We start from the raw sequence: 12,733 nt of genomic DNA, 5'->3' as shown, positions 1-12,733 counted from the left end.
CATCCAAGGACCCGCCGCAATGCTCCTGGAGAACCCGATGGCCACCGCCACCAAGAAGAAAAAGCCCAATATCCTGGTCATCTGGGGCGATGACATCGGCATCTCCAACCTGAGCTGCTACTCGCACGGGCTGATGGGCTACCAGACCCCGAACATCGACCGCATCGCGCGTGAAGGCATCATGTTCACCGATTCCTACGGCGAACAATCCTGCACCGCCGGGCGCTCCTCGTTCATCACCGGCCAGAGCGTGCTGCGCACCGGCCTTTCCAAGGTAGGCATCCCCGGTGCCCCGGTGGGTATGAGCGAGAAGATCGTCACCATCGCCGCGTTGCTGAAGAACGAGGGTTACACCACCGGTCAGTTCGGCAAGAACCACCTGGGCGACCTCAACCACATGCTGCCCACCAACCATGGCTTCGACGAGTTCTACGGCAACCTGTACCACCTCAATGCGGAAGAAGAGCCGGAGATGTACGACTACTTCCCGGAAGAAGAGTTCGGCGCCTTCATCGAAACCATCAAGCCGCGCGGGGTGATCCACAGCTTCGCTGCCGAAAAGGACGACGCCACCGAGCAGCCGCGTTGGGGCAGGGTGGGCAAGCAGAAGATCGAAGATACCGGCCCGCTCAACCGCGAGCGCATGGTCACCTGCGACGACGACTTCGCCGAACGCGCGAAGGGCTTCATCAAGCAGGCCACCGACGACGACACCCCATTCTTTGCCTGGGTGAACTTCACCCACATGCACCTGATCACCCACACCAAGCCCGAAAGCCTGGGCCAGGCCGGGCGCTGGCAGTCGCCGTACCACGACACGATGATCGACCACGACAAGAACGTGGGCTCGCTGCTGGATTACCTGGATGAGCTGGGCATCACCGATGACACCCTGGTGGTGTACTCCACCGACAACGGCCCGCACCGCAACTCGTGGCCGGACGGCGGCATGACCCCGTTCCGCAGCGAGAAGGACACCAACTGGGAGGGCGCGTTCCGCATTCCACTGGTGGCGCGCTTCCCCGGCAAGATCAAGCCGGGCACGATCTCCACCGAGATCGTGCAGCACCACGACTGGCTGCCCACCTTCCTGGAAGTGGCCGGCAACAAGACCGTGGTGGACGACCTCAAGAAGGGGGTCAAGGCGATCGGGCGCACCTACAAGAACCACATCGACGGCGTAAGCCTGTGGCCGTACCTGACCGGCAAGGCCGAACACTCGCCGCGCAAGCTGTTCGTTTACATCTCCGACGACGGCGACACGCTGGGCCTGCGCTACGACAACTGGAAGGTGACCTTCATCGAACAGCGCTGCAAAGGCACGATGGCGGTCTGGGGCGAACCGTTCACGCCCATGCGCATCCCCAAGATCTACAACCTGCGCACCGATCCCTACGAGTTCGCCGATGTCACCTCGAACACGTACTGGGACTGGTACATCAACCACGTCTACATCGTGTACGGGGCCATCGCGCTGTTGACGAAGTTCAACGAGACCTTCAAGGAATTCCCGAAGATCCAGAAGCCGAACACGTTCACCGCCGACCAGGCGATTGCAACGTTGAACGAGGCGGTAACCGGAAAATAACGGGAGCCCCGGCCGCCGATCCCGTGCCCCTGACGGAATCGTCCGTCGCCGACCCATGTGCGCACCAACGGTGCGCACCTACCGGTAGGGCCGGCCGTTGGCCGGCCCTGCTGCGTCATCCGGCGACGCGCAGTCCGCCGCTGGCAAGCCACGCCAACGCGGCGAGATTGACCGCCACCGCCCCCCAGAACGTGACCTGGAACGATACCTTGCGGTTCTTGTGCCGCAGGGTTGCCTGCGCCAACAGCGCGCCCGGCCATCCGCCAGACAGGGCCAGCAGCTGCAACACCTTTTCCGGCGTGCGTTGCCGATCGCGTTGCGCCGCGCTCTTGTCGTGCCAGTAGACCAGGAACGTGAGAGCGCTCAACCCCAGGTAAAGCGCGGCAATCCAGGGCGGGCAGTGCCCGAGCGCCGTAGCTGCCACCAGACCCGCCAGGAACAGCAGGGCGATGGCGCGTCGCGGCATCCTGTCGCGGCCGCCGTTGCTTTTGCTGGCCGTGCCCGCCCGGAGCCCATCACGCTGCAGGGCGAAGCGGACGTGGGTGGCATTGAACCGGCCCTGCGCATCGCGCTGCACGTCATAGGTGATCACATCACCCAATGCAGGTCGTCGGTCGCGTGCCGAGAACGCACGGATATGCACGAAGCAACGGTCACCGCCGCCGTTGGGCTGAACGAAGCCAAAGCCGCGGGCGTCATTCCACTCGCTCAGCCTGCCTTGCTGGCGCATGGCTCAGAGCGCGTCCAGGAACGTGCGCACCGCCGGCCCGAACCGCTCGAAGTCGACCAGGAACGCGTCATGGCCCTGCGGCGATTCCAGCCCGATGAACTGCGCATCGGCACCGCCGGCGCGCAGGCCGTCGGCAATCTGCTGCTGTTGCTGCACCGGGAACAGGATGTCAGTGTTGGCGCCAATGGCCAACGCCTTTTCCACCTGGATCTTCGCCAGCCCGGCCATCACATCGCCGTCGGCGTATTCGGCCAGGTCGAACCAGTCCATGGAGCGGCTCAGGTAGAGGTAGCAGTTCGGGTCGAAGAAGCGCACGAAGCGGCGTGCGTGGCCTTCCAGGTAGCTTTCCACCTGGAACTCCAGGCCGAACGGGTCATCATCGGCCTGGTCCGAATCCAGCCGCACGCGGCCGAAGCGGCCATCCCATTCCAGCGCCGAGCGGTAGGTGATGACGCCCAGCTTGCGCGCCATGCGCATGCCTGATTCGGGATAGTGTTCGTCGCTGTAGCGGCCGCCGTTCCACTGCGGGTCCAGCCGGATCGCTTCACGCTGCAACGAGCGGATGGCAATGGAGAAGGGCAACGCCTGCGCACTGCCGGAAATATTGATGTGGCTGCGCGCGATACCCGGGTGCAGCAGCAGCACCGCCAGCGCGGTCATGCCGCCCATCGAATTGCCGATCACGCAGGCCAGCTCGGTGATGCCCAATGCGTGCACCAATTCCACGGCGGCGCGGGCGCCGTCTTCGATGGACAGTTCCGGGAAGGCGAGCCGGTACAGCTCCCCCGTGGCCGGGTCCACGGTGGCCGGGCCAGTGGAGCCCTTGCAGCTGCCCAGCGAGTTCACGCAGACCACGAACCAGCGGTCGGTATCGATCGCCTTGCCGGCGCCAAGCATGCCTTCCCACCAGCCGGCAGCGGGGTTGCCGTCATTGGCGGCCGCATGCGCATCGGGCGACAGGCCGGTGACGATCAGGACGGCATTGCTGGCATCGGCGTTGAGCGTGCCCCAGGTTTCATAGGCCACGTGCGCGCCGTGCAGCTGGCCGCCGCGCTTGAACGCGAAGGGCGAGGGCAGGGCGTGGTAGCGCGTGCCGGGCGGGATGAATTCGGTCATGGGGCCAGTTTAACCGGGCCGGGCGGCCGCGCCGTGGTGACGGGCGGCATGGTGTGTCGCGCGGCCGGGCGGGAATGCATCGCGCCTCGTCGGGACACGCCATGCGTGTCTGCGCGGTGTCCGGGGTGGCAGGGGCTCCGTGGGACACGCGTGGCGTGTCTCTACAGGACCAGCTTGATCGTGCCTTTGTGCGGCAAGGTCACCCGCACCGGCTTGGAATCCACATCGCCTTCCTGCCGGCTGGCGGTGCCCGAGGCCGACAGCCGCGCGAACACCTCCACTTCCTTCAGCGACGACAGCGTCGCCGTCGGCATCGGGCTGTCGGCATCATCCAGACGGATGCGCAACGGCAATGCTGTCGCCGGATGCTTTTCCACGGCCACCGGCATCGGCGGCCCACCGGGCATCCGTGCGATCACGAATACCTGCGTGCCCGCGGCCAAGGTCTTGCCCGCCGGATCCAGCGTGACTTCGATATCCAAGCCCACCGAAGGCGCAGCGGCCTCAGGCGTAGCCGCCGGCATGCCCGCCTTCTCACGTGCAATCGCAATCTGCTCGCGCAACGCCGTGGCCGCTGCCGGTTCCAATCGCGGCAGCAGCGCCTCCCAGGTGGCCGCGGCCTCGGCATCCTGCCCGCGCTGGCGCTGGGCGATGCCGATCAGCCAGCCGGCGCGCTCGCTGGCCGGTTCCAGCTGCTGGGCGTGACGCAGCCACTGCAGGGCAACGTCGTCGAAGCGCTTGGCCGGGTCGGTCTGGGCGCGCGCCTGCGCCGCTTCCACCAGCAGGGGTACTTCATCCGGGGCCAGTGCCACGGCGCGGGCGAAGGCCTGGTCAGCCTTTTCGGTATTGCCCAGCGCCAGCTCCGAACGGCCGAGCAGCGCCCAGCCATCGGCGCGCTGCGGCTCGCGCTGCAGTGCCTGCTCCAGCTCGCGCACACCCTGCTGCAACGATGCGGGACCTTCTTCGCGCGCGACATCGGCCGCCTGCGGCGTGCCCACCAGCATGTACAACGCCACGCCCGCCACGCCCATGGCGATCACCGCTGCCAGGAACGGACCGCGACGGCCACTGCGGCGCAGCGGCCACAGCACCACCATGGCCGCCACGGCGGCGGCCAGCCCGGCAACCGCCTGCATCCACGCGCTCACCAGCGTTCCTCGCTGTCGCCCATCGGCTGCACCTGGCGGCTGCGCCGGCGCACCACCCAGGCCAGCACGCCGGCACCGGCCAGCACCAGTACCAGCGGGCCGAACCAGAGCAGGCTGTTGCGGGTATCCATCACCGGGCGGTACAGCACGAACTCGCCGTAGCGGTCCACCAGGAACTGCTTGATCTGCGCATCGCTGTTGCCCTGCTGCATCAGCGTGAGCACTTCGCGGCGCAGGTCGTGCGCGATCTGCGCGTTGGAATCGGCCAGTGACTGGTTCTGGCACTGCACGCAGCGCAGCTCGGCGGCCAGCGCATGGAAGCGCGCTTCCTCGGCCGCGTCGCGGTACTGCAGCGGGGTCGGGTCGGACACGGCCTGGGCAACGGCCAGCAGCGGCAGCAGCAGGGCCATCGCCAGCAGCCCGGCGTGCAGCAGGCGCCGCAGCTTATGGCGCGGCATTGGCACGCTCCAGCTTCTCCAGCTCGGGCAGCAGTTGGGTATCGATCACGCGCTGGGTGAGTGCGCCGCTGTACTTCCAGCGCACCACGCCACTGGCGTCGACCAGGAAGGTTTCCGGCGCGGCGGTCACGCCCCAGTCGATGGCGGTGCGGCCTTCGATGTCGGTGAGCACCAGCACGAACGGGTTGCCCAGCTGTTCCAGCCAGCGCAGCGCATCGGCCGGTTCATCCTTCCAGTTGTAGCCGATCACGCGCACGCGCTTGGTTTCGGCAAACCGGGTCAGGATCGGGTGTTCTTCGCGGCAGGCCGCGCACCAGCTGCCCCACACGTTGAGCACATAGGGCGCGCCGCGCAGCTGGTTGCTGCTGACCTTGATGTCCGGATCGTGCAGCACCGGCAGCTCGAACGCCGGGGCCGGCTTGCCGATCAGCGCCGAGGGCAGGATGTCGCGGTTGGGCGCGCCGGATTTCATCACCCCGTACACCATCAACCCGAGCAGCCCGAAGAAGAACAGCACGCCGATGACGATGGCGATGGGCGGCAGGGGACGGGAGGCGGGGCGGGGATCAGACACGGAACTACTCCTTCAGACGGCGGAAACGGCGATCGGTGGCGGTGACGAAACCGCCCAGCGCCATCAGCAGTGCGCCCAGCCACACCCAGCGCACGAAGGGTTTGACGTGCACGCGCACCGCCCAGGCATTGTTGCCCAGCGCCTCGCCCAGTGCCACGTAAACATCGCCGCGCACGCGGGCAAGGATGCCGGCTTCGGTCATGATCTGGCCGCCGCTGGCATAGGCACGCTTTTCAGGGTGCAGCAGCGCCAGCTCGCGCCCACCGTGCAGCACCCGCACATGGCCACGGTCGGCCACGTAGTTGGGGCCCTGTTGGTGGTCCACGCCTTCAAAGCGAAGGGTGTAGCCGCTCACCTCCAGGGTCTGCCCCGGGCTCAGCGCCACTTCACGCTGCACGTTCAGCGCTTCCACCAGCAGCGCGCCGACCAGGAACACCGCCACGCCGGTATGGGCCAGCAGCATGCCGACCATTTCGGCGTTGAAGCGGCCATTGCCACGCAGGCGGGTCCAGATGAAGCGTGCGGTGCCCAGCGCCACCCACGCGGCGGCGGCAACGCCGGCAGCGGCCTTGAGCTTGCCCTGCGGCGCCATGAACCACGCCAGCACGCCCAGCAGCAGAGCCAGCACCGCCCACGGGGCGAGCAGCGCCAGACGCTTGGAGGCCTGGTCACGCTGCCAGTTGACCAGCGGCCCGAACGGCAGCAGCGCCACCAGCGGCGCCATCAACACGATGAACAAGGTGCCGAAGTAGGGCGGCCCCACCGAGACCTTGCCCAGCCCCAACGCATCGGCCAGCAGGGGATACAGCGTGCCCAGCAGCACCATGGCGCAGGCGCCGGCCAGCAGCAGGTTGTTGGCCAGCAGCAGGGTTTCGCGCGAGGTCGGCATGAAGCCGCGCCGCGGGTCGTCGCTGCCCAGCGCGCCGGCGCGCAGGGCATACAGCAGCAGCGAGGCGCCGATCACCAGCGCCAGGAACGCCAGGATGAAGGCACCGCGCGAGGGATCGGCGGCGAAAGAATGCACGCTGGTCAGCACGCCCGAGCGCACCAGGAACGCGCCCAGCAGCGACAGGGCGAACGCGGCGATGGCCAGCAGCAGCGTCCAGCTGGCAAAGCTGCCGCGCTTTTCGGTGACGGCCTGCGAATGGATCAGGGCGGCGCCGGCCAGCCACGGCATGAAGCTCGCGTTCTCCACAGGGTCCCAGAACCACCAGCCGCCCCAGCCCAGTTCGTAGTACGCCCACCAGCTGCCCAGCGCGATGCCCAGGGTGAGGAAGCCCCAGGCCACGTTGGTCCACGGCCGGGTCCAGCGCAGCCAGCGCGCATCCACGCGGCCGTCGAGCAGCGCGGCGATGGCGAAGGCGAACGGCACCGCGAACCCCACATAGCCGATGTACAGCATCGGCGGGTGGATGATCAGGCCCGGGTCCTGCAGCAGCGGGTTGAGGTCGCGGCCTTCCAGCGGCGCCGGCAGCAGCCGCGCGAACGGGTTGGAGGTAAAGAACAGGAAGGCGATGAAGCCCAGGCTGATGATGCCCATCACCCCCAGCACGCGTGCGCGCACGGTGTCGGGCAGGCGCTTGGACCACAGCGCCACCGCGCCGCCCCACAATGCCAGCACCACCACCCACAGCAGCAGCGACCCTTCGTGCGCGCCCCACACCGCCGAATAGCGGTAGGCCAACGGCAGCAGGCTGTTCGAGTTTTCGGCGACGTAGGCCACCGAGAAATCCTGCTGCACGAAGGCAACGGTAAGCAGCGCGAACGCGCCCAGCAGCGCGATCAGCTGGACCAGCGCGGCCGGGCGGGCCACGGCCATCCAGGCCGCGCGCTGGCGCTGCGCACCCCACAGCGGCAGCACCGCCTGCAGCAGGGCGGCCAGCAGCGCACACACCAGCAGGACCTGCCCCAGCTCAGGCAGCACTCAGCGTGTCTCCACGGCCGGCACCGGCACGTCGTGCTTGGTGTGGGCCGCGCCCATCTTGTCGGCCACTTCCTTTGGAATGTAGTTCTCGTCGTGCTTGGCCAGCACTTCATCGGCGATGAAGGTGCCGTCCTGCAGGCGGCCCATGGCGACCACGGCGGAATCTTCGCGGAACATGTCCGGCAGGATCCGCGAGGTGGTCACCGGCAGCGTGGCATCGCCATCGGTCACCACGAAATGCGCTTCCAGCGAGCCTTCGGCGCGCTGGAACGAGCCCTTGACCACCATGCCGCCGAGGCGGAAGTTGGACTGCGTGCCCTGTTCGCCGCGCAGTACTTCCGAAGGCGTGTACAGGTAGGCGATGTTGCGCTGGAGCGCGAACGCCACCAGCGTGGTGGCCAGGCCCGAGGCGAGCAGCAGCAGCAGCACCCAGAACAGGCGGCGGCGTTGCACCGGGGTCATCGGCTCAACTCCGTGGCCAGCGGCGTGGCCGGCGCGGATCGGTCACGCGCACGCAGGCGCTCGGCGCGGCGCACGGCCTGGCGGCGTGCACTGCGCAGGCGCAGCCACGACCCCAGCGCATCGGCGGCCAGCACCAGCACGAACACCGAAAACGCGGCAATGATGAAAGGCACGTGGGTCATCGCGGCAGTTCTCCTGCGGTGGGGGCACCCAGGCGCTCGGCGACCCAGGCCTTGCCGGCTTCCCGGCTGAGGTTGTCGGCGCGGGCCTTGGCCAGCAGCGAGCCGACGAACCACAGCTTGGTGGCCACCACCATCCACCACAGCGGCGCGATCAGTTCCGGGCGCACCGCGTTGTCACCGAACACGTTCACCGACTGGCGCTGGTGCAGGCCACCCCACCAGTCCACCGAGTAGCGGATGATCGGCAGCATGCCCACCCCGACGATGGCCAGCAGGCCGGCCGCGCGCGCGGCGCTGCGGCGGTCTTCAATGGCGTGGTACAGGCCGATCACGCCCAGGTACAGGAACAGCAGGATCAGTTCGCTGGTCATGCGCGGGTCCCAATCCCACCAGGTGCCCCAGGTGCCCTTGCCCCAGATGCTGCCGGTGAGCAGGGTGATCAGGGTGAAGCCGGCGCCCATCGGCGCGCAGGCCATGGCCAGGATTTCGCAGATCTTGATCCGCCACACCAGCGCGATGGCCGAATACAGCGCCATCAGGGCGAACGCGAACAGGCTCATCCAGGCGCTGGGCACGTGGATGTAGATGATGCGGAAGGCGTCGTTCTGGGTCTGCTCGGCCGGTACCACCCACAGCCCCTGCCAGATGCCGATCAGCAGGACGGGCAGGGCGGCAATGTAGAACACCCGCGACCAGCGCGACGCAAAGCGGTCGAAGGTGGGGGGTGAACCGAGTTGGTGGAACCAGCGGACAAGGCTATTCATGCAGCGATGGCTATCCAGCTAGGGGTAACGAACAAACCACAACGAATCAACTCAGCGAAATCCGTATCGCAGCCGCTGTCGCCAGCGGCGCCAGCACCAGTGCCACCACCAGTCCGGCACCGAGCAGCAGCAGCGCCCCCACCGGATCCTGGCCGCGCGCGGCCGCTGCCACACTGCCTGCACCGAACACCAGCACCGGCACGAACAGCGGCAACGCCAGCAACGCCACGAGAATACCAGAGCGCCGGATGCTCACTGTCAGCGCCGCCACCACCCCGCCCAGCAGGCTCAGCAGGGGCGTGCCGAGCAGCAACGATGCCAGCAGTATCGGCAGTTGGTCATGTGGCAGATGCAGCATTTCGGCAAAAAGCGGGGTGACCACGATCATTGGCAACGCCGTGGTGGCCCAGTGCACCAGCACCCGGACCAGTACCAGCCAGGCCAACGGCACCGGCGCCAGCAGCCATTGTTCGAGCGAGCCATCCTCGGCATCGCTGCGGAACAGGCTGTCCAGCGAAAGCTGCCCGGCCAGCAGCACGGCCAGCCAGAGCACGGCGGCGGCGACCTGGGCCATCAATGGCGGTTCGCGGCCCAGGGCCAGCGCGAACAGCACCACCACCAGAAGCGCGAACAGCAGCGGCTGCAACGCATCCCCCCGGCGCCGCCACAGCAGCCGCAGATCACGCCCCGCCAGGGCACGCGCGGTCTGCCACAGGCCCGGCTGGGTACCCGGCGCGATCATGCAGCACCCCCGGCGGCAGGCGCCAACGTGACCAGCCGCGTGCGCACCGGCGGTGCGGCGTACGCGCCATGGGTGGTCACCAGTGCCGCGCCGCCACTGCGCAGATGCGCGGAAATCATCCGGTTGACCAGGTTGATGCCGTCCAGGTCCAGGTTCGCGTAAGGCTCATCCAGCAGCCACAGCGGCGCAGGCGACAGCCAGATCCGCGCAAGCGCCAGCCGCCGCTTCTGGCCCGCCGACAACTGCCGCACCAGCGTGTCCTCGAATCCGGCCAGGCCGACGATGGCCAGTGCGTTGCCCGGCATCTGCCGCGCGCGGCGACCATGCAGGCCGCACAGGAAATTCAGGTTCTCCAGCGTGTCCAGGTCCGGCTTCAGCGCGGGCAGGTGGCTCAGGTACGCCACGAACTGGGCGCGCTCGCGATGCCCGGCAGGCCGCCCATCAAGCTGGATGGTCCCACCGGCCGCTGGCAGCAGCCCCGCCAGCACCCGCAGCAGGGTGGTCTTGCCGGCGCCGTTGTCGCCCTGCACCAGCAATGCCTCCCCGGCATCCACCTGCAGGTCCAGCGGCCCGAACACCGGTTCATCGTTGCGGTTGAAGGCCAGCCCATGGGCAGCCAGCAACGGGGGGGTATTCGAAGAATTCAGCATCGGCGCAGTGTACCGGTGGACGCCGGTCGAACCCAATCGCAACGCGGCTGCTCTGCTCTTCGTTGGCGACCAACCCACTGTCAAAGGGTCGGCGGGGGCAGGTTTGCGGGGGTGTGAGCCGCATGGATGCGGCGACCAAGCCCCCAAGGATGGGTTTACGGCGTCCCCCGCGGGCCTGCCACCGCCGGCCCAGCGCGCGGACGTCAGCAGAGCAGGCTGTTGCATTTGACGTTGGCGGGATATGCCCGTCACGCCACGGATGGATTTCGTACACTTCAGGGTCTCCGCCTTTGATCCCCCCGGTTGCCGATGAACCCCCAGACCAAGCTGCCCAAGGTGGGCACCACCATTTTCACCGTGATGTCCCAGCTGGCCGCCGAGCACGGCGCCGTGAACCTGGGCCAGGGTTTCCCGGATTTCTCCGCACCGCAGCGGCTCATCGATGAATCCATCAAGGCCATGCAGGGCGGGCTGAACCAGTACCCGCCGATGACCGGCGTGGCGCCGCTGCGCCAGGCCATCGCGCAGAAGTCGCTCGACCTGTACGGCGCGCAGGTGGATCCGGACACCGAGATCACCGTCACCAGCGGTGCCACCGAAGCGATCTTCAACGCCATCCACGCCGTGGTGCGCCCCGGCGAAGAAGTGATCGTGCTCGACCCGGCCTACGACTGCTACGAACCCGCCATCGACCTGGCCGGCGCGCGCGCCGTGCACGTACCGCTGGACCCGCAGACCTTCCGTGTGGACTGGGACCGGGTGCGCGCGGCGATCACCCCGAAAACCCGCCTGCTGATGGTCAACACCCCGCACAACCCGTCCGGCGCGATGCTCGACGCGGCTGACATGCAGGCGCTGATCGAGGTGCTGCGCGGCACCGGCATCTACCTGATTTCCGATGAAGTGTACGAACACATCATCTACGACGACCGCCGCCACGAATCGGCCCTGCGCTACCCGGAGCTGCGCGAACGCACCTTCGTCATCTCCAGCTTCGGCAAGACCTACCACTGCACCGGCTGGAAGATCGGCTACGCGGTTGCGCCGGCCGCGCTCACGGCGGAATTCCGCAAGGTGCACCAGTACAACACCTTCACCAGTTTCGGCCCGGCGCAATACGGCTTTGCCGCGATGATCCGCGACGAACCGGAACACCACCTGGAACTCGGCGCCTTCTACCAGGCCAAGCGCGACCGCTTCCGCGAACAGCTGCTGGGCACGCGCCTGAAGCCGCTGCCGGTGCCGGGCGGTTACTTCCAGCTGGTGGACTATTCGGCCGTCAGCGACCTGCCGGACCATGAGTTCGTGAAGTGGCTGACCGTGGAAAAGGGCGTGGCCGCCATCCCGCTGTCGCCGTTCTACGAAACGCCGCCGGCAGGCCAGCGCATCGTGCGGCTGTGCTTTGCCAAGAACGACGCCACCATGGACGCGGCGATCGAACGCCTGAAGGTGCTCTGATGAGTGCGAACAACCGCCCCGACCTGCGTGTCACCCTGGTCCAGGGCGATACGCGCTGGCACGATCCCGAAGGCAACCGCGACCACTATGGCGAACTGCTGGCCCCGCTGGCCGGCCAGACCGATCTGGTGATCCTGCCCGAGACGTTCACCAGCGGCTTCTCCAACGACGCCATCTTCCGTGCCGAAGACATGGCCGGCCCTACCGTGGCGTGGATGCGCGGGCAGGCCGCCACCTTGGGTGCCGCCATTACCGGCAGCGTGCAGCTGCGGGTGGGCGAGGGCGTGTACAACCGGCTGCTGTGGGCCACGCCGGACGGCGAGCTCAAGCACTACGACAAGCGCCACCTGTTCCGTTACGGCGACGAACACCTGCGCTACGCGGCCGGCAACGAACGCCTCACGGTGGAATGGAAAGGCTGGCGGATCAACCCGCTGGTCTGCTACGACCTGCGTTTCCCGGTGTTCTGTCGCAACCGCTTCAACGTGGAGCGCGCCGACGCGCTGGATTTCGACCTGCAGATTTTCGTCGCCAACTGGCCCTCGGCACGCGCCTATCCCTGGCGCACGCTGCTGCGCGCGCGTGCGATTGAAAACCTGTGCTACGTGGCAGCGGTCAACCGCGTCGGCGTGGACGGCAACGAACTCCACTACGACGGCGACAGTGCCGTGATCGACTTCCTCGGCCAGCCCCAGGTGGAGATCCGCAGCCGCGAACAGGTGGTGACTACCACCATTTCCGCCGCCGCACTCGCCGCGCACCGCGCGCGCTTCCCGGCGATGCTCGATGCCGATGCCTTTACCCTGGGTGGCCCCATCAGCGCGGACTGATTTCACCCCGCCTTCATTTGGCCGGGTGCACGCTCCCGGCCAATTCCAGTGCGTCCCGACAGGCCCTGGAAGCTGAATTCAACGGGGGTCGAATTCAAGGGTTGGGG

At 67.5% G+C, this 12,733-nt stretch carries 14 protein-coding genes; 3 read left to right on the top strand and 11 right to left on the bottom strand.

Annotation, left to right across the window (positions count from 1 at the left end; translation table 11 throughout):
* Positions 1-19 precede the first annotated feature (19 nt).
* Positions 20-1,588 carry an arylsulfatase gene (locus NMB40_RS11180; RefSeq protein ID WP_494358428.1) on the top strand — a complete coding sequence of 523 codons (1,569 nt, stop codon included), beginning with the start codon at positions 20-22 and terminating at the stop codon, positions 1,586-1,588.
* A 115-nt stretch (positions 1,589-1,703) separates the two neighbouring features.
* Here NMB40_RS11180 and NMB40_RS11175 read toward each other — a convergent pair whose 3' ends face one another.
* The 11 genes from NMB40_RS11175 to ccmA form a co-directional block, all read right to left on the bottom strand.
* The gene (locus NMB40_RS11175; protein WP_494358427.1) at positions 1,704-2,318 is read right to left on the bottom strand and encodes a DUF1294 domain-containing protein; all 615 of its coding nucleotides are present in this window, start codon (positions 2,316-2,318) and stop codon (positions 1,704-1,706) included.
* Positions 2,319-2,321: 3 nt separating this feature from the next.
* Entirely contained in the window at positions 2,322-3,434 is a 1,113-nt protein-coding gene (gene metX / locus NMB40_RS11170) for a homoserine O-acetyltransferase MetX (protein WP_494358426.1), read from the bottom strand.
* A gap of 161 nt (positions 3,435-3,595) precedes the next feature.
* A complete protein-coding gene (locus tag NMB40_RS11165; protein WP_494361069.1) occupies positions 3,596-4,585 on the bottom strand; it encodes a tetratricopeptide repeat protein in 990 nt (329 codons plus the stop codon).
* The gene (locus NMB40_RS11160) at positions 4,579-5,016 is read right to left on the bottom strand and encodes a cytochrome c-type biogenesis protein (protein ID WP_448144001.1); all 438 of its coding nucleotides are present in this window, start codon (positions 5,014-5,016) and stop codon (positions 4,579-4,581) included. Before NMB40_RS11160 ends, NMB40_RS11165 begins: the two co-directional genes overlap by 7 nt.
* Positions 5,017-5,026: 10 nt before the next feature.
* Complete coding sequence (locus NMB40_RS11155) at positions 5,027-5,614, bottom strand: DsbE family thiol:disulfide interchange protein (protein WP_494358425.1); 588 nt, start codon at positions 5,612-5,614, stop codon at positions 5,027-5,029.
* Positions 5,615-5,618: 4 nt separating this feature from the next.
* Positions 5,619-7,538, bottom strand: coding sequence for a heme lyase CcmF/NrfE family subunit (locus NMB40_RS11150; protein ID WP_494358424.1), 1,920 nt, complete (start codon positions 7,536-7,538; stop codon positions 5,619-5,621).
* Entirely contained in the window at positions 7,539-8,000 is a 462-nt protein-coding gene (gene ccmE, locus NMB40_RS11145) for a cytochrome c maturation protein CcmE (protein ID WP_282246071.1), read from the bottom strand.
* A complete protein-coding gene (locus NMB40_RS11140) occupies positions 7,997-8,182 on the bottom strand; it encodes a heme exporter protein CcmD (RefSeq protein WP_282246073.1) in 186 nt (61 codons plus the stop codon). Before NMB40_RS11140 ends, ccmE begins: the two co-directional genes overlap by 4 nt.
* A complete protein-coding gene (gene ccmC / locus NMB40_RS11135) occupies positions 8,179-8,946 on the bottom strand; it encodes a heme ABC transporter permease CcmC (RefSeq protein WP_282246074.1) in 768 nt (255 codons plus the stop codon). The genes NMB40_RS11140 and ccmC overlap by 4 nt, the downstream gene beginning before the upstream one ends.
* Before the next feature lie 46 nt (positions 8,947-8,992).
* The gene (gene ccmB / locus NMB40_RS11130) at positions 8,993-9,688 is read right to left on the bottom strand and encodes a heme exporter protein CcmB (RefSeq protein WP_282246076.1); all 696 of its coding nucleotides are present in this window, start codon (positions 9,686-9,688) and stop codon (positions 8,993-8,995) included.
* Complete coding sequence (gene ccmA / locus NMB40_RS11125) at positions 9,685-10,338, bottom strand: heme ABC exporter ATP-binding protein CcmA (RefSeq protein WP_494358423.1); 654 nt, start codon at positions 10,336-10,338, stop codon at positions 9,685-9,687. The genes ccmB and ccmA overlap by 4 nt, the downstream gene beginning before the upstream one ends.
* A 309-nt stretch (positions 10,339-10,647) precedes the next feature.
* Here ccmA and NMB40_RS11120 point away from each other — a divergent pair, with 309 nt between their 5' ends.
* Both NMB40_RS11120 and NMB40_RS11115 read left to right on the top strand, forming a co-directional pair.
* Positions 10,648-11,796, top strand: a complete 1,149-nt coding sequence (locus tag NMB40_RS11120; protein WP_494358422.1) for a pyridoxal phosphate-dependent aminotransferase — start codon at positions 10,648-10,650, stop codon at positions 11,794-11,796.
* Positions 11,796-12,626: an amidohydrolase gene (locus NMB40_RS11115; protein WP_494358421.1), complete on the top strand. Its 831-nt coding sequence runs from the start codon at positions 11,796-11,798 to the stop codon at positions 12,624-12,626. The genes NMB40_RS11120 and NMB40_RS11115 overlap by 1 nt, the downstream gene beginning before the upstream one ends.
* Positions 12,627-12,733 lie beyond the last annotated feature (107 nt).

Source organism: Stenotrophomonas sp. FBCC-B152, assembly GCF_059134105.1.
This window is presented reverse-complemented; position numbering and strand designations above follow the sequence as displayed.

What these genes read in the sequence shown, in the direction of transcription:
- NMB40_RS11115 (WP_494358421.1), top strand. Translation starts at nt 11,796, where the DNA reads ATGAGTGCGAACAACCGCCCCGACCTGCGTGTCACCCTGGTCCAGGGC.
- NMB40_RS11175 (WP_494358427.1), bottom strand. Translation starts at nt 2,318, where the DNA reads ATGCGCCAGCAAGGCAGGCTGAGCGAGTGGAATGACGCCCGCGGCTTT.
- NMB40_RS11140 (WP_282246073.1), bottom strand. Translation starts at nt 8,182, where the DNA reads ATGACCCACGTGCCTTTCATCATTGCCGCGTTTTCGGTGTTCGTGCTG.
- ccmC (WP_282246074.1), bottom strand. Translation starts at nt 8,946, where the DNA reads ATGAATAGCCTTGTCCGCTGGTTCCACCAACTCGGTTCACCCCCCACC.
- ccmE (WP_282246071.1), bottom strand. Translation starts at nt 8,000, where the DNA reads ATGACCCCGGTGCAACGCCGCCGCCTGTTCTGGGTGCTGCTGCTGCTG.
- ccmA (WP_494358423.1), bottom strand. Translation starts at nt 10,338, where the DNA reads ATGCTGAATTCTTCGAATACCCCCCCGTTGCTGGCTGCCCATGGGCTG.
- NMB40_RS11120 (WP_494358422.1), top strand. Translation starts at nt 10,648, where the DNA reads ATGAACCCCCAGACCAAGCTGCCCAAGGTGGGCACCACCATTTTCACC.
- metX (WP_494358426.1), bottom strand. Translation starts at nt 3,434, where the DNA reads ATGACCGAATTCATCCCGCCCGGCACGCGCTACCACGCCCTGCCCTCG.
- ccmB (WP_282246076.1), bottom strand. Translation starts at nt 9,688, where the DNA reads ATGATCGCGCCGGGTACCCAGCCGGGCCTGTGGCAGACCGCGCGTGCC.
- NMB40_RS11180 (WP_494358428.1), top strand. Translation starts at nt 20, where the DNA reads ATGCTCCTGGAGAACCCGATGGCCACCGCCACCAAGAAGAAAAAGCCC.